This window comes from Bacillus sp. 166amftsu, assembly GCF_900107445.1.
GTDB lineage: Bacteria > Bacillota > Bacilli > Bacillales > Bacillaceae_G > Bacillus_A > Bacillus_A arachidis.
In genome coordinates this window covers 85,982-102,635 of record NZ_FNQA01000009.1, presented here as the reverse complement: position 1 = coordinate 102,635, position 16,654 = coordinate 85,982, and the positions used below count along the sequence as shown (strand labels likewise).

Here is a 16,654-nt window from a genome sequence, read left to right as displayed (position 1 = left end):
ATATGAAGAAAGTTGGTTTTTTTCAATCGATTCATTTAAAGTTTGTGCTCATATATATGCTATTAATTTTGATAGCAATGCAGGTTATTGGTGTATATTTTGTTCGTGAACTGGAGAAAAGTCTCGTACAAAGTTTTAAGGATTCATTAACGCAGCAAACCAACTTACTGTCTTATAATTTGAAGCAAGAGTTTGCAAAAGAGCGTGAAAAAACAGATCCAACTTTAGAAGAGGCGCTTAAAACATCAATCACTGAATTTACTGCAGACCGTAAAAAAGATATCCAAGAAGTACGTGTTATTGATCCAAATAGGCGTCTATTAGCAATATCTAATCAATCTAAGCAAGGTATGGTAGGTAAAACAATAACAGACATAACAGTGCAAAGGGCTATTGTACAAAAAAAGGCTGAAGGTAAGATTGAGAAAGATGGAAATACGGGCCATCGTGTTCAAGTTATGGCTACCCCAATTGAAAACGATAAGGGGAAAATAATTGGTGTCATTCATATCGTTGCTTCGATGGAAGATGTCTATAAACAGATGAAGGATATCAATCAAATTTTTGCGACTGGGACAGTGATTGCTTTATTAGTAACAGCGGTTCTAGGTATTTTATTAGCCCAAACAATTACACGACCAATTTCAGATATGCGAAGACAAGCAATTGAAATGGCGAAGGGAAATTATTCCCGTAAAGTAAAGGTAAATAGTCATGATGAAATTGGTCAATTAGCATTAGCATTTAATAATTTATCTAAAAAATTACAACAAGCACGTTCTTCAACTGAAAGTGAGAGACGTAAACTTTCGTCCGTTTTATCTCATATGACAGATGGTGTAATTGCTACTGATCGAAAAGGGGATATTATCTTACTAAATGACCCTGCAGAGAAGATGCTAAATGTTTCGCGTGAGACGGCGTTAGATCAGTCAGTTTTAGACGTATTAGGTATTCAAGAGGAATTTACGCTCGATCATCTATATGAAGAGCCAGATTCTGTTTTATTAGATTTTAGTACACGAAATGAACCATACATCTTGCGAGCTAGTTTTTCCGTTATTCAAAAGGAGACGGGTAAACCAAATGGTTTAATCGCTGTATTATATGATGTGACCGAACAAGAGCGTATTGACCGTGAGCGCCGTGAGTTTGTGGCGAATGTATCACATGAACTGCGGACACCATTAACAACGATGCGGAGCTATTTAGAGGCACTTAGTGATGGTGCATGGCAAGATCCGAATATTGCACCGCAATTTTTAACAGTTACACAAGAAGAAACAGAAAGAATGATTCGACTTGTGAATGCCTTGTTGCAATTATCAAAGTTAGATAGTACAGAACATCGTTTAATGAAAGAGTGGGTAGACTTTACGGATTTCTTTAATAATGTTATTGATCGTTTTGAAATGTCAAAAGAACAAAATGTAATCTTTAAACGTTCATTCTCTAAGAAATCTAGATTTATTGATATGGATGCTGATAAAATTACACAAGTTTTATATAACATTATTTCGAATGCTTTAAAATATTCTCCTGAAGGTGGAACAGTAACGTATCGCCTGCGTGATCGAGAGGATATGTTAGAAATTAGTGTAAGTGACCAAGGAATGGGTATTCCAAAAGAAAATGTAGAGAAGATTTTCGAACGTTTTTATCGTGTAGATAAGGCTCGTTCAAGACAGATGGGTGGAACAGGCTTAGGTTTAGCTATTGCTAAGGAAATGATTGAGGCGCATGGTGGATCTATTTGGGCAAAAAGTGAGGAAGGAAAAGGGACAACGATTTACTTCACACTTCCAATGGCGAAGGAAGAAGAGGACGATTGGGAATGAATATGGAAAACTTTAAAACTATTGTCCTTATTAACTTAGTTGTCATTAGTCTGTTTCTTACTTTTAATTTATGGACGTATGTACCTGATTCTAATTCGATGCAAAGCACAAAGTTTGTCCAAGGAAATGCAGATGCATTAAAACAAGATGTTTCAAATGTAATTGTGCCATCTTCTATAATTGTTCATAAGGATAAGAAGCATTTTGTAAGTGAAAAGAAAGATAATATCGACTTGTTATATACAATTATCGAGAGAGGGGAATTGCACGATTTTAAGGATATTACGAACTCTATCCCTAAAGGTGATTTCCTCTCTTATGTGCACGAGGAAGGCAAAATTGAAATTGTCTTTCCAACAGAAGTTCCGTTTGATGCGATTAGGGGCGTATTAACAATTAAAGATAAGAAATTAGATATGTTTAATTTTGATCGTATTATTGTTGATCCTTCTAAAAGTGGTGATCAAAATATTGATGTGAATTTTGTTTCTTATAACAATCATAAAGTGTATAAAATGACATTAACAGGTGTGAATCTAAGAGACGTTATAAATGCACAAAATCAATTTTTAGCTTTGGCAAGACCATATTTTGCGTATGACATAAGTGATACGAAAAGAATATTCTTACCAGATGGTTCAACAGAAATGCAAGATTTAATGTATTTTGCGACAGACATGGGAGTAGAATCATTCAAAAATGCACTATTTAGTGATCCGCGTTATGTAACCCCTATGTCTAATGAATTAGAGGAAACTTATACAGATGGTATTCGCCTTATGCAAGTGAATAAGCAGAACCGAATGCTAACGTATACGAATCCATCTGTGGCTAGCGGTGCGCGCATGTATGGAAATCTCCTTATGCAAAAAAGTTTCGAATTTGTTAATAGTCATAGCGGCTTAACAGATGCATATAGATTTGATTATCTAAATTCCAAGGGGAAAACAAAGTTCCGTTTATATGAAGAAGATTTACCCGTATTTAATAGCGAAGGAATGACTACATTAACACAAGTATGGGGATCGGAAGAATTAATTAGCTATAAGCGACCATTATTTAATTTGTTAATCGATAAGGGTGAGGATAAAAAGACGGTACTTCCATCTGGATGGACTGTTATAGAATCATTACAAAAAAAATCGAATCTAGATAAAAAGTTAATTCAAGATATAGGAATTGGTTATAAATTAGTAACAGAAAATGGACCAAATGGGCCAAATGGACAAGTTGCAAATGGAAACTTAAAGCCGATTTGGTATGTCGTTTATGGTGAAAATCATCAAGTGCTTGAGTGGAGTGAAGAAAAGGAGGGAGAGCTAATTGGACTGGAATCGGATTAAAACAATATTTATTGTTACCTTTTTTATTTTAGACCTCTTTCTCGTTTTTCAATTCATTTCAAAGCAGGATAGTAATCAATTAGACTTAATGGCAGAAACAAGGGTAGATCAACAATTAAAAGATGATAACATTACAGTTGGTGATTTGCCAAAAGAACCAAAGAAAGATTCTTTTATTACAGCGAAAAATAAGGAATTTAAAGAAGAGGATATACGTTCCTTAAAAAATCAAACAGTTACTTTACAAGATGCCAATACAATTGTAAGTAAATTAAAGGAACCATTGTTAAACGCAAAAACACTGTCTAAAGATAAATATAGTGAGTTTTTGAAAAGCTATGTATTAGATGGTCAGAAATATGAGTTTGGTAAAGCAGAAGCAACGAAAATCTATTTCTTTCAAAAGTATAAAGATAAGCCTATTTTCTATAATGATCATGGGATGATTGTTGTGGATATAAATGAGAAAGGTGAATTTGTTTCATATACACAAACAATGCTAACTGATTTGAAAGAGATGGGTGAGAATGAGAAAGCAAAAGAGCAAGAGATTATTACAGCTCAAACAGCTTTAGAAAATTTATTCTTTAAGAATGAAATAAAACAAAATACGCATTTTAAAGAAGCGCAGATTGGATATGCGACTCTCGTTACATCTTCTGCTTCTAATATGCAAGTGCTTGCTCCAACATGGAATTTAAAAACAGATCGAAAAGTAGATTATTTTGTGAATGCTATTGAAGGACAAGTTATTAAGTTAGGGAAAGAAAAGGAAAATGAAAAAATAATGGAGTGAGCAGAAATGAGTTTGCATTTTAGTGTGCTTGCAAGCGGCAGTACAGGAAATGCGCTATATGTAGGGACCGAGAAACAAAAATTGCTCATTGACGCAGGCTTGAGTGGAAAAGCGACAGAAGCTTTATTTAGGCAAGCTGAACTAGACATACAAGATATATCGGGTATTCTTGTCACGCATGAGCATAGTGACCATATTAAAGGTCTCGGCGTTTTAGCACGTAAATATCAGTTACCTGTGTATGCAAATGAAAAAACGTGGAGTGCTATGGAGCATTTAATTGGTAACATTCCAACCGATCAAAAATTTGTTTTCTCAATTGGTGATGTAAAAACATTTGGAGATATTGAAGTGGAATCATTTGGCGTTTCTCATGACGCTGCAGAGCCAATGTTTTATGCATTTCATCATAATGGTAGAAAACTGGCTCTTATTACAGATACGGGTTATGTGAGTGATCGTATGAAAGGTATCATTAAAGGAGCAAATGCATTTGTGTTTGAAAGTAATCATGATGTGGAAATGCTTCGTATGGGACGTTATCCATGGAGTATAAAACGACGCATTTTAAGCGATGTGGGTCACGTTTCTAATGAAGATGCCGCGCTTGCAATGACGGATGTTATCACAGATGAAACGAAACACATTTATTTAGCCCATTTGAGTTTAGATAATAATATGAAAGAATTAGCACGTATGTCTGTTGCGCAGGTGTTAGAGGAAAAAGGTTTCGCAGTTGGAGAAGCATTTGAGATACATGATACAGATCCAAAGGCACCAACGAAAATTCAATACGTATAATTCTTGGTTTTAGTAAACAATAAAGGAGAATATAGTTGTTTTCGGAAGGATTGGTGAACAAGTATGTCCTTTATTGATGAAGAAGAATTCCGTATGAAACGAACAGGGAAAAAGAAGCGCAAAAGTATCGTTATTTCTAGTATAGCGGGAACAATTGTAGGGGCTTCATTGTTTGCATTTGGAGCCCCTTTATTTTCTGAATCTGAAACCGGTCCCTTAGAGCAAGCTGAGGCCAGTGAAGGGAACATGGTAGGAAAGCAATCACAAACAGTGAGCCACTCTGGTTTTGTAGATGCTGTTGATCGTGCATCGGAAGCTGTTGTTGGTGTTATTAATATACAACGTGATAATTTTTCAGAAGCAGATGCGGAAGCTGGGACAGGATCAGGTGTAATTTATAAGAAAACAAATGGTCATGCTTACATTGTGACAAATCATCATGTTGTCGCAGGGGCGAATCGTATTGAAGTGAGCTTAAGCGATGGTAAAAAGGTTCCTGGTAAAGTATTAGGTAGTGATGTAGTTACAGATTTAGCGGTTTTAGAGATAGATGCAAAACCTGTAAAGAAAGTTATTGAAATAGGGGATTCTAATACGGTTCGTCGTGGAGAAGCAGTAATTGCAATTGGAAACCCACTTGGATTACAGTTTTCTGGAACAGTAACGCAAGGGATTATTTCTGCAAATGAGCGAATTGTTCCTGTAGACTTAGATCAAGATGGGCATTATGATTGGCAAGTAGAAGTATTGCAAACAGATGCAGCTATCAACCCAGGGAATAGTGGTGGTGCACTTGTAAATGCGGCAGGGCAACTAATTGGAATCAACTCGATGAAAATTGCAGCAAAAGAAGTAGAAGGGATCGGACTTGCCATCCCAGTTACAAGAGCAGTTCCTGTTATGAATGAGCTTGAAAAGCATGGGAAAGTAAGGAGACCTTATGTTGGGGTTGAACTTAGATCTTTAAATGAAATTCCGAATTATTACTGGTCTGAAACATTGCATTTACCAAGTAGTGTAACGGAGGGTGTTTGTATTTTGGATGTGAAAAGCCCATCGCCTGGTGCAAATGCAGGACTCAGGGAACATGATGTAATTGTGGCTGTTGATGGAAAGACAATACATGATATTATCGGTTTCCGAACGGTATTATATAATAAAAAGATTGACGATAAGATGACTCTGACGTTTTATCGTGGTACAAAACGAGCAACAACAACGGTTAAATTAGGCAGTCAAAACTATTAAGAAAACAGGAGGGCGTCCTCCTGTTTTCTATTGTGAAATAGTGAGGTGAAAAATATGAAGCTACCTTGTTGTTTAGAACATGTAGAATTAGCGTTAGATATCATTGTGGATGAATGTGAAGTAGCGCCAGTTATCAACAGTGTGGATAACTCAGGAAAAGATCAAAAAACATGTGAATTTTGTCAAAACAAGGCGACATATGTTGTATCGAACACAGATTCTCACACAATATGTGGGTAACGGGTGTGGATATGTGGATAAGTTTTGTGGATAACGTGTTTGTAAGGTGGGGAATACGTGTGAATATCTCGATTATTTTAATCGGAAAATTAAAAGAAAAATATTTAAAACAAGGTATTGCAGAATACCTAAAACGACTCTCTGCGTACGCAAAAGTAGAAGTTATTGAATTGCCGGATGAAAAAGCGCCAGAAAACTTAAGTGAAGCAGAAATGTTAATTGTAAAAGAAAAAGAAGGGATACGTATACTAGATAAAATTTCAGATGATACACATGTTATTGCATTAGCAATTGAAGGAAAACAAAAGTCATCAGAAGAATTTGCAGCGAATCTGGATCGTCTTGCTACATATGGAAAAAGTAAAGTAGCATTTGTCATTGGGGGATCACTTGGACTTAGTTCAGAAGTGATGAAGCGTTCTAATGAATCACTTTCATTTTCGAAAATGACATTGCCGCATCAGCTGATGAGATTGGTACTTTTAGAGCAAGTGTATCGGGCATTTCGGATTAATCGTGGAGAACCATATCATAAATAAGCACATAGTTATTTGAGGAAGAAGTATCAAAGAATAAAACAATATCTTCGGTGCTTCTTTTTTCTATTTTGTCAGAATGATATACGAATGTATGTGTGAAATATTTGTGTTTTTCTACAGGCAGTGTAGGTGGAAATTTTGAAAAAGCAGAAAGAGTATCAAAAACTTTATTAAACAAAACTTCTTTAATAGCAGGTTCTTGTAATTTTTGTTCTATATATTGTTTTCTATCGTTTATTTAAAGTATTTGGGTTGCTTTATAAATCCTTAAAAATTCCAATGTTTTATCTACGTGTGATACCAGCGAAGAATGTTCGTAAGTGAACAGTACATTCTCAATCTCGTTGAATGACCTTTCATTGTGACTATACTTTTTATATTTCTGTTGGATTATATTGTGCGGCTTATGATGACTCTGTCACGCCCCTCGCATAAACCTCCTTGCTTACAAATTTGTAAGCTTTTTGTCATGTTTTTAAATAGTACTAACTGTATGTGAAGATTATAATTCTAACCATAAAGTACTTATTTTATATCAAACAATTCTTACCCAAGGAGGTTTCACAATGAAAAAATATATTGTAACTTTAATACCACTGATCTTAGGAATGGGATGTTTAATTAGTTATAACATTCTTAGTGCTGAATCTACAGTTGCAGCAAATGGTGTTCTTGTAGAACCGTTTTATTTACTACCAATGGGTTATGCATTTTTAACTATCAGTATCATTAGTTTTGTTATATCTAAATTTAAAAAAGTTAAACAATAGTTTAAAAAAGAGCCTGAATCCAGACTCTTTTTTTGTGCCCATTATATTTCGTGCTCACATCGTAAATGTTCAACAAATAAAAGCTAGATTCCCCAAAGGAACCTTCCTAATTAAAAATCCCAGATGGCCTTTTTAATGTTTTATAATAATTAGAAGAATTATTTGTTTAGATTATAGTAAGATAAGTAAAATCATATGCTTTCAAACAGAGAAAATGGTAAAATTAGTTTCCTTGAATAAGTATGTTTCTATTTATAAAAAATTGTGCTGTAATATTGATAGAACAATTTTTTATTTTGTTCTAAGTAGTTAAAGAAGTGGGGAATTGAGGTTGAAAAAGTTCAAGAAGTTCAAGAAGTTTTACTTAGAGATTACAAGTGTATGTAATCTTGCATGTAGCTTTTGTCCGCCAACAGAACGGCAGAAGCAATTTCTTTCTGTGGAGGATTTTTCTAAGAGATTAGACCAAATTAAACCTCACACAGACTACATTTATTTACATGTAAAGGGAGAGCCATTGCTCCATCCTAAAATAGACCAATTGCTGGACTTAAGTCATGAAAAAGGGTTTAAAGTTAATATTACAACAAATGGAACGTTAATTCATAAAAAGAGACATAAATTATTAAATAAACCTGCATTAAGACAAATGAATTTTTCACTTCATAGTTTTGATGGGCATCCAGGATCTGAAGATAAAGAAGGATATGTAAGAAGCATCCTTTCCTTTATTAAAGAAGCAACAAGTCAATCAGAATTAATTGTTTCGCTGAGACTATGGAACCTGACACAAGACAATAAGACGAATCTTGAAATACAAAGAAACAGACAATTGTTGGAAATTATTGAGAAAGAATTTGATTTACCATACAAAATTGAAGAGAAGATCACACCAGGAAGTGGCGTGAAAATTGCAGATCGCATTTTTATTAATCAAGATTACGAATTTCAATGGCCGGCCTTGCATGAAGAAGAGGATGATGGAAAGGGCTTCTGTCATGGTCTTCGAAATCAAGCTGGTATTTTAGCAAACGGAACTGTCATTCCTTGTTGCTTAGATGGTGAGGGAATCATTAATCTTGGAAATATTAATGAGGCCTCATTCTCTGAGATTATCGAAGGGGATAGAGCAAAAAATATTGTAGATGGATTTTCGCGTAGAGTGGCTGTAGAGGAATTATGTAGAAAATGTGGATATCGTAAAAGGTTTGGAAAATAAGAAATGAGATCGCATAAGAAAAATGAGCAAGTACGAAATAAGGTACTTGCTCATTTTTTTCTATAATAATCAATATTTATTCCCCTTAAAGGGCAAATAGAGCTTAATATACTTTATCACCATTAAAGATTGAGTTTTTTACGACAACATAATCTACAGTACGGATTGCATCTAATTTCGTTCCACCAGCATAAGAAATAGACGACTGAAGATCTTGTTCCATTTCAATCAATGTAGCTTCTAAAGATCCTTTATGCTCGACAAACATTTTTTTACCTTCTACGTTTTTCTTTTCACCTTTTTGGAATTCTGAAGCTGAACCAAAGTATTCTTTGTAGAGCTTCCCATCCTTTTCAATTGTTTCCCCTGGAGATTCTTCATGTCCAGCAAATAATGAACCAATCATAACCATAGTTGCACCAAATTTAATTGATTTAGCTATATCACCATGAGTACGAATACCGCCGTCAGCAATAATTGGTTTGCTAGCTGCTTTTGCACACCAGCGAAGTGCAGCCAATTGCCAGCCACCAGTTCCAAAGCCTGTTTTAATTTTTGTAATACATACTTTACCAGGTCCGATTCCTACTTTTGTTGCATCAGCACCAGCGTTTTCTAGTTCTCTTACTGCTTCTGGAGTCCCCACATTTCCTGCGATAACAAAGCTTTCAGGTAAATGTGTTTTAATGTGTTGAATCATTTTTATTACCGCATTGGAATGCCCATGTGCGATATCGATTGTAATATATTCAGGAGAAAGCTGTTCAGTTGCTAATTGTTGTACAAATTCGTACTCTTCTTCCTTAACGCCAACACTAATAGATGCGATTAATCCACGAGAGTGCATATCTTTAATGAAAGAGATACGCTTCTCTGGCTCAAAACGATGCATGATATAGAAATATCTATTTTCCGCTAAATATACAGCGATTTTTTCATCTATAATTGTTTGCATATTTGCAGGTACGACAGGTAATTTAAATGTATGTTTTCCTAAAGTCACACTTGTATCACACTCAGAACGGCTATTTACTATGCATTTTGCAGGAATTAATTGAATATCTTCATAGTCGAATACTTTTTCCATAGATTACACCCCTAAATACGAATATTTTATTCTTTAGTAAAAGAAAATGTTCGTCCAAAAAATAATGTACATTATTTTTTTTATTAAGTCAAAGATTTTAGTGTTTATTTATCAAATATAGGGGTGGAATTTTAAAATATCATAAATAATACCGAATTAATCTGTTGTTTTATCTTTATATTGTTCGTTTTTGAAAGATATATGACTAAAGTTTAATTGATAATGTCAAATAATATTTTGAAATATAATAATGGAATAACAAAAAAAGAAAGGTGCTTAAAATCTCCTTCTTTTTTTGTTATTTATTATCTTCAAGGACTTGATATTTCTCTTTTAATTCTTTTAAATCATTTACCAATTGCTCTCCAATTGTAGGAGTAAGATCTTCGTATATAGGAGATAATGCTTTTTCCCATTCTTTTCTTTCTACATCAGTTAGTGTATGAATTTGGATGGATGAGTTTTGTTTAATAAGTTCAAGTTGTTTTTCATTCATTCGGATGGATTGATGGTTGTTCCATTCGGTTGTTTCTTTCATTGCTTCAAGTAATATTTGCTTCGTTTTTTCCGTTTGTTGATTCCACGTTTTTTGATCCATCATTACAACATAGCCTAAATAACCATGATTACTAATTGTCAAATAGTTTTGAACGTTATAAAATTTTTTAGAGTAGATATTTGAAATTGTATTTTCTTCACCATCAACTTTACCAGTTTCAATTAATTTATATGTAGAATTAAATGAATCTTGATGTGCATCAACTTTTAATAAATCAAATTGAGATTGGATAACATCACTTTGCATAATGCGAAAGGATTGTCCTTGTATATCTTTAGGGGTATAAATAGGTCCTTTATTTGAAGTAATTTGTTTAAAGCCATTCGACCAATGGGCAAGCCCCTTAATCTTATCTTTTTGTAAGGATTGAAGTAATTGCTCTCCAATTTTTCCGTTTAAGCCTTCTTGAATGGCCTCATAACTTGGAAAGGCAAATGGCAAGTCTAGCACGCCCCATTCGTGAGATAACATTCCAAGTTTTGAGGTAGAAGGGGCAATAAAATGAACTTGTCCAGCTTTTAAAGCGCGAATTTCTTCTATATCAGAATAGAGACTCCCGTTTGGAAAAATTTCTATTTTTATATTACCATTTGATTTTTCGTTAACAAGCTCAGCAAATTTACTAGCTGCAAGTCCTTTAGGTGTATTTTCTGCTACAACATGACTAAATTTGAAAACAATTTGTTTGTTTAGTCCTTCTTGGTCATCATCATATGCAAGTTTCCCTTGGGAAAAAGGACTTTGAAACTTTACAAATAACGCGCTAGTAATTAAAACAATAAAAAGGAGTATAAAAGTAGCTATTTTTTTCATTTTAAACCTCCTCGTGGGTCGTTATTGTAAGCATACCGAGAAGATTTTTATTCGTAAAGGTGCTTTTAGGGGAAAGGGGAACGAACAGTGAAACAATTGCCTATCCGCTGGAAAATTACAATTTTATCCTATGCAGTAGTTATTTTTTCATTACTCATTGGTGGAATTGTTATCATCGCAAATATTCAACAAAAGGAAGAGAAAGAATTAAGAATTAGATCAATGAATACGGCGCGGACAGTGGCGGAATTATCAGATGTAAAGAAATCACTTCAGGAAGCAACGGGGTGGTTTACACTGAACCCGGCTATTGAAAATATACGAGTAATTAATGAAACAGACTATATAGTAGTAATGAATATGGAGCGAATTCGATATTCGCATCCTGTAAAAGAAATGATTGGAAGGCCATCAAAAGGGACGGATGAAGAAGCGGCATTTGCGGAGCATATTTACTTTTCAAAAGCAAAAGGAGAGATAGGTACTGTAATTCGTGCTTTTATGCCTATTAAGGATCAAAATTTAAATCAAATTGGTGTTGTTGTTGTTGGAAATAAAATACCGAATTTCTGGGAGATTATGCTGGGATTAGCAGAAGAAATTACTTTTATTGTCATATTAACTTTAATATTTGGATTGATGGGTTCATTGATGCTTGCTAATCATATTAAAAAACAGATGTTTCAGTTAGAGCCTTATGAAATTAAACGGATGTTAGAAGAACGAACAGCAACCTTTCATTCGATTAATGAGGGTGTGATTGCAATTGATAATCAAGAGATTATTACTATTTTTAATGAAAAAGCAAAGCAGGTTTTTCATGTAGATGGAAATGTTGTAGGGAAGCCCATTCGTACAGTCTTAAAGGATACAAGACTTCCAGAAATCGTTGAGAGGAATCAGGCAGTATACAATGAAGAGATAAAAGTAAGTGGAAAGGTAATTCTAAGTAATCGCATACCAATCAAGAAAGATAATGAACTGATTGGGGCTGTGGCAATCTTTCAAGATCGCACTGAAGTTACGAAGCTTGCAGAGGAATTAACAGGAGTGAAAACCTTTGTTGAGGCACTTCGAGTACAAAGTCATGAGCATATGAATAAGCTTCATACAATAGCAGGTTTAATTCAACTTGGCAAAGCCGATAAGGCATTACAACTTGCTTTCCACACTTCAGAAGAACAAGGAAGTGTAACAAACTTTTTAAATGAAACGATTAAAAATGATGCTATTGCTGGTCTCCTCTTGAGCAAAGTAAGTCGGGGAAAGGAATTAGGGATACAGGTCGTAATTGACCAAAATAGTTATTTAGAAGTATTTCCTTATCAACTGGATCAACATGATTTCGTTGTATTACTAGGTAACTTAATCGAAAATGCCTTTGGATCATTTGAGCAAACTGAGGTAGAGAATAAAAGAATTGATATTAGTATTGAACAGTCTGAAGATGTATGTGCAATATTAATTGAGGACAATGGATGTGGAATAAAAGAGGAGCATTTACCAAAAGTGTATGAGAAAGGATTTACTGTGAATAAGATTGCTGGAACAGGCTATGGGCTTTTTCTAGTAAAGCAAATTGTTGAAAAGGGAAGAGGAGAGATTAACATTTCATCTTTTCAAGATGAAGGAACTTCTTTTATCATTACTTTTCCAATGGAGATGGGGGCGGAATTGTATGAAATATAAAGAGGAAATCAAAGTACTATTGGTTGAAGACGATCCGATGGTTCAGGAAGTAAATAAAGAATTTATTAGAAGTGTAAAGGGGTTTCAAGTGGTGGCTGTTGCTAATAATGGCGAGGAGGGGATTAACATCGTTCAAAAAGTGAATCCAGATCTCGTTATTTTAGATATTTTTATGCCGAAAAAGGATGGTATTAAGGTATTACAGGAATTTAGAAAACTTGAGTTAGAAACAGATGTAATCGTTGTTTCTGCTGCAAAAGATAGGGAAACGATTAAACTTATGCTTCAAAATGGGGCAATGGATTATATTATTAAGCCTTTTAAGCTATACCGAATTCAACAAGCATTAGAAAAATATCGACGATATAGAATGAGTTTGAAGGAAACTGGGGCGATTTCGCAGGAACAGCTGGATTTATTATTATATTCTGGACGTTCTAAGAAAACAGCAAGTAATTTGCCAAAGGGATTAAACGAGTTTACATTGAATGAAATCGAAGAATATGTAAAAAAACAAGATGAACCTCGTTCTGCAGAGGAGGTAGCAAGTGCAATTGGAATAGCTAGAGTTACCGCTCGGCGCTACTTGGATTATTTAGAAAAAAGAGGTTTGATTCATTTAGCAGTTCAATATGGAGGGATTGGGAGACCAGTCAATCGTTATGTGTATCGTGATGTAGAAAAGTGAGACCAAAATGACCAAAATATTCGTTATGACCATAAACTTCTCACCTTTTATTGGAAACGCTATCATTATGTAAAACATAAGGATGGGAAAGTTTTTAAACGTGAAGAAGGGGAGGAGAGTTAAAGGTGAAACGACTATTTAAAAATTTAACATTTCAAGTATTAACAGCGATTGCACTCGGTGTATTAGTTGGGCTTATATGGCCAAGTGTTGGGAAGGAAATGAAGCCGATAGGCGATACGTTTATTAATGCTGTAAAAATGGTAATTGCGCCAATTATTTTCTTAACAATTGTACTTGGTATTGCCAAAATGGGAGATATGAAGAAGGTTGGTAAGGTTGGGGGAAAAGCTTTTATTTATTTTGAGGTTGTGACAACATTTGCACTTATTGTTGGATTAATCGTTGTAAATGTTATGAAGCCAGGTTCAGGTCTTAACTTTAATGAACTTGCAAAAGGAGACGTATCTAAATATACACAAGGCGGGGGACAGGGTATTAATTGGATTGATTTTATTACTCATATTGTTCCTTCGAATATGGTTGATGCGTTTGCTAAGGGTGATATTTTACAGGTATTATTCTTTTCGATTTTATTTGGTGTTGGGCTAGCTGCACTTGGAGAAAAGGGAAAATCGGTGATTGATTTCCTAGACAAGCTTTCACACGTATTTTTTAACATTATTGGCTATGTAATGAAGGCAGCACCAATTGGGGCATTTGGTGCTATGGCATATACAATCGGTCACTTTGGGCTAGCTTCGCTTGTGCCACTGGGGAAATTAATGATGTCAGTATATATAACGATGTTTCTATTCGTGTTTGTTGTCTTAAATATTATTTGTAAGATATATGGTTTTAGCTTATGGAATTATTTGAAATTTATTCGAGATGAAATATTAATTGTATTAGGAACAAGTTCTTCGGAATCTGTACTTCCTAGAATGATGAATAAGATGGAGCGATATGGCTGTTCAAAATCTGTTGTTGGCCTTGTTATTCCGACTGGTTATTCTTTTAACTTGGATGGTACGTCTATTTATTTATCCATGGCAGTTGTCTTTTTAGCACAAGTATTTGGTGTCGATTTAACAATTGGACAGCAAATCACTATTATTTTAGTACTTATGTTAACGTCTAAAGGCGCTGCTGGTGTAACAGGAAGTGGATTTATTGTGTTAGCATCTACTTTAGCGGCACTAAAGGTTATTCCTTTAGAAGGATTGGCATTACTTCTTGGTGTCGATCGTTTTATGAGTGAGGGAAGAGCGATTGTAAACCTAATTGGGAATGGAATTGCTACAATCGTTGTTGCAAAAAGTGAAAATGAATTCGATGAAACAAGGCATGCAGAGGCAATTTCTGATATGAAAGTATTGAAGGAGACGAAGGAAGCTGTATAGGATAGGAAGGCAGACTTAATGATAAGTCTGCTTTTTATTTTGAAATATATTAATCCCGATTTGAGGGCGGATTCAAGTATAATGAAATAATGCATATGATATTTACACAATGGTGAAAAATACATAAAAGAATATACTATATAACAAAATGAGGTTAGTACATGAGTAAAAGAAGTTTTAAAGATTACCCATTAAGTAAGGAAATTGTAAGAGCACTTACTAGCTTGAAATATGAGCAACCAACAGAAGTTCAAGGGAAAGTCATCCCAGTTGCACTAGAAAAGAAAGATCTTGTTGTGAAATCACAAACGGGAAGCGGAAAGACAGCTTCTTTTGGTATTCCACTTTGTGAAATGGTCAAATGGGAAGAAAATAAGCCGCAAGCATTAATACTTACACCAACGAGGGAACTTGCTGTGCAAGTAAAAGAGGATATAACGAATATAGGAAGGTTTAAAAGGATTAAGGCAACAGCTGTTTATGGAAAATCACCTTTTGCACGTCAAAAATTAGAATTAAAGCAGAAAACACATATTGTTGTTGGAACTCCTGGACGTGTGTTAGATCATATTGAAAAGGGAACTTTTTCTTTAGAGCGTCTGAAATATTTAGTGATTGATGAGGCAGATGAGATGCTAAATATGGGATTTATCGATCAAGTAGAAGCAATCATTGATGAATTACCTATAAATCGAATGACAATGCTATTTTCTGCTACATTACCAGAAGACGTTGAAAATTTATCTCGTACATATATGAAGTCGCCAATTAACATTGAGATTAAAGCATCTGGTATTACGACAGATAAAATTGAACATAGTCTTTTGAATGTGAGAGAGGAAGAAAAGTTTTCACTTTTAAAAGATATAACTACAGTTGAAAATCCAGATAGCTGTATTATTTTCTGTCGTACACAAGAAAATGTAGACCATGTATTTAGACAGTTAAAACGCTCTGGATACCCTTGTGATAAGATTCATGGCGGCATGGTACAAGAAGATCGCTTTGCAGTAATGGATGATTTTAAAAGAGGGAAATTCCGTTATTTAGTTGCGACAGATGTAGCGGCGCGAGGAATTGATATTGAGAATATTACTCATGTTATTAATTATGATATTCCATTAGAAAAAGAAAGTTATGTACACCGGACAGGAAGAACAGGACGTGCTGGTAATAGTGGAAAAGCAATTACATTCGTAACGCCTTATGAAGATAGATTCTTGACTGAAATTGAAGAATATATTGGTTTTGAGATTCTACAAATAGATGCTCCATCAAAAGAGGATGTTACAAAAGGAAAGATAGCTTTTGAAGAAAAAATAAACGCTAAACCAATTATGAAAAAAGAGAAAAATGTAGGGTTAAATAAAGATATTATGAAGCTGTACTTTAACGGTGGGAAGAAAAAGAAGATTCGAGCGGTAGATTTTGTCGGTACAATTGCTAAAATCCCAGGTGTCACAGCAGATGATATAGGAATTATTACAATACAAGATAATGTTTCTTATGTTGATATATTAAATGGTAAAGGTCCTCTTGTCTTAAAAGTGATGAAGAATACGACGATAAAAGGTAAGCAGTTAAAAGTTCACGAGGCGATTAAGTAAATGGAACTACCCAT

At 34.5% G+C, this 16,654-nt stretch carries 15 protein-coding genes; 13 read left to right on the top strand and 2 right to left on the bottom strand.

Going from position 1 to position 16,654, the window contains the following annotated elements; all coding sequences use genetic code 11:
- The first annotated feature begins 2 nt into the window (after positions 1-2).
- From walK to BLV40_RS18900, 9 genes are all read left to right on the top strand, one after another.
- Positions 3-1,838: a cell wall metabolism sensor histidine kinase WalK gene (gene walK / locus BLV40_RS18940; protein ID WP_026592150.1), complete on the top strand. Its 1,836-nt coding sequence runs from the start codon at positions 3-5 to the stop codon at positions 1,836-1,838.
- Positions 1,835-3,181, top strand: coding sequence for a YycH family regulatory protein (yycH, locus tag BLV40_RS18935; RefSeq protein ID WP_090692817.1), 1,347 nt, complete (start codon positions 1,835-1,837; stop codon positions 3,179-3,181). Before walK ends, yycH begins: the two co-directional genes overlap by 4 nt.
- Complete coding sequence (locus BLV40_RS18930; RefSeq protein ID WP_026592148.1) at positions 3,162-3,977, top strand: two-component system regulatory protein YycI; 816 nt, start codon at positions 3,162-3,164, stop codon at positions 3,975-3,977. Before yycH ends, BLV40_RS18930 begins: the two co-directional genes overlap by 20 nt.
- Before the next feature lie 6 nt (positions 3,978-3,983).
- A complete protein-coding gene (locus BLV40_RS18925; protein WP_026592147.1) occupies positions 3,984-4,778 on the top strand; it encodes an MBL fold metallo-hydrolase in 795 nt (264 codons plus the stop codon).
- Positions 4,779-4,841: 63 nt separating this feature from the next.
- A complete protein-coding gene (locus BLV40_RS18920; RefSeq protein WP_090692814.1) occupies positions 4,842-6,026 on the top strand; it encodes a S1C family serine protease in 1,185 nt (394 codons plus the stop codon).
- A gap of 54 nt (positions 6,027-6,080) precedes the next feature.
- Complete coding sequence (locus tag BLV40_RS18915) at positions 6,081-6,266, top strand: CxxH/CxxC protein (RefSeq protein WP_090692843.1); 186 nt, start codon at positions 6,081-6,083, stop codon at positions 6,264-6,266.
- A 59-nt stretch (positions 6,267-6,325) separates the two neighbouring features.
- A complete protein-coding gene (gene rlmH / locus BLV40_RS18910; protein ID WP_090692810.1) occupies positions 6,326-6,805 on the top strand; it encodes a 23S rRNA (pseudouridine(1915)-N(3))-methyltransferase RlmH in 480 nt (159 codons plus the stop codon).
- A gap of 566 nt (positions 6,806-7,371) precedes the next feature.
- A complete protein-coding gene (locus BLV40_RS18905; protein WP_026592143.1) occupies positions 7,372-7,575 on the top strand; it encodes a DUF3955 domain-containing protein in 204 nt (67 codons plus the stop codon).
- 331 nt (positions 7,576-7,906) lie between these two features.
- The gene (locus BLV40_RS18900) at positions 7,907-8,794 is read left to right on the top strand and encodes a radical SAM/SPASM domain-containing protein (RefSeq protein ID WP_090692807.1); all 888 of its coding nucleotides are present in this window, start codon (positions 7,907-7,909) and stop codon (positions 8,792-8,794) included.
- A 103-nt stretch (positions 8,795-8,897) separates the two neighbouring features.
- Here BLV40_RS18900 and guaC read toward each other — a convergent pair whose 3' ends face one another.
- A complete protein-coding gene (gene guaC, locus BLV40_RS18895; RefSeq protein WP_090692803.1) occupies positions 8,898-9,881 on the bottom strand; it encodes a GMP reductase in 984 nt (327 codons plus the stop codon).
- A gap of 298 nt (positions 9,882-10,179) precedes the next feature.
- On the bottom strand, positions 10,180-11,253 hold the full coding sequence (locus BLV40_RS18890; RefSeq protein WP_090692800.1) for a DctP family TRAP transporter solute-binding subunit: 1,074 nt from the start codon (positions 11,251-11,253) through the stop codon (positions 10,180-10,182).
- Between the two features lie 87 nt (positions 11,254-11,340).
- Here BLV40_RS18890 and BLV40_RS18885 point away from each other — a divergent pair, with 87 nt between their 5' ends.
- The 4 genes from BLV40_RS18885 to BLV40_RS18870 all read left to right on the top strand — a co-directional run bounded on the left by BLV40_RS18885 (position 11,341) and on the right by BLV40_RS18870 (position 16,640).
- Positions 11,341-12,942, top strand: coding sequence for an ATP-binding protein (locus BLV40_RS18885; RefSeq protein ID WP_090692796.1), 1,602 nt, complete (start codon positions 11,341-11,343; stop codon positions 12,940-12,942).
- Entirely contained in the window at positions 12,932-13,630 is a 699-nt protein-coding gene (locus BLV40_RS18880; RefSeq protein WP_026592138.1) for a response regulator, read from the top strand. Before BLV40_RS18885 ends, BLV40_RS18880 begins: the two co-directional genes overlap by 11 nt.
- Positions 13,631-13,755: 125 nt before the next feature.
- On the top strand, positions 13,756-15,033 hold the full coding sequence (gene dctP, locus BLV40_RS18875) for a C4-dicarboxylate transporter DctP (RefSeq protein WP_026592137.1): 1,278 nt from the start codon (positions 13,756-13,758) through the stop codon (positions 15,031-15,033).
- A 161-nt stretch (positions 15,034-15,194) separates the two neighbouring features.
- The gene (locus tag BLV40_RS18870; RefSeq protein WP_026592136.1) at positions 15,195-16,640 is read left to right on the top strand and encodes a DEAD/DEAH box helicase; all 1,446 of its coding nucleotides are present in this window, start codon (positions 15,195-15,197) and stop codon (positions 16,638-16,640) included.
- The last annotated feature ends 14 nt before the right edge of the window (positions 16,641-16,654 follow it).

Excerpts from the sequence above, each read along its gene's own strand:
- guaC (WP_090692803.1), bottom strand. The coding sequence starts at position 9,881 with ATGGAAAAAGTATTCGACTATGAAGATATTCAATTAATTCCTGCAAAA.
- BLV40_RS18925 (WP_026592147.1), top strand. The coding sequence starts at position 3,984 with ATGAGTTTGCATTTTAGTGTGCTTGCAAGCGGCAGTACAGGAAATGCG.
- BLV40_RS18890 (WP_090692800.1), bottom strand. The coding sequence starts at position 11,253 with ATGAAAAAAATAGCTACTTTTATACTCCTTTTTATTGTTTTAATTACT.
- BLV40_RS18915 (WP_090692843.1), top strand. The coding sequence starts at position 6,081 with ATGAAGCTACCTTGTTGTTTAGAACATGTAGAATTAGCGTTAGATATC.
- walK (WP_026592150.1), top strand. The coding sequence starts at position 3 with ATGAAGAAAGTTGGTTTTTTTCAATCGATTCATTTAAAGTTTGTGCTC.
- BLV40_RS18870 (WP_026592136.1), top strand. The coding sequence starts at position 15,195 with ATGAGTAAAAGAAGTTTTAAAGATTACCCATTAAGTAAGGAAATTGTA.
- BLV40_RS18880 (WP_026592138.1), top strand. The coding sequence starts at position 12,932 with ATGAAATATAAAGAGGAAATCAAAGTACTATTGGTTGAAGACGATCCG.
- BLV40_RS18905 (WP_026592143.1), top strand. The coding sequence starts at position 7,372 with ATGAAAAAATATATTGTAACTTTAATACCACTGATCTTAGGAATGGGA.
- yycH (WP_090692817.1), top strand. The coding sequence starts at position 1,835 with ATGAATATGGAAAACTTTAAAACTATTGTCCTTATTAACTTAGTTGTC.
- BLV40_RS18920 (WP_090692814.1), top strand. The coding sequence starts at position 4,842 with ATGTCCTTTATTGATGAAGAAGAATTCCGTATGAAACGAACAGGGAAA.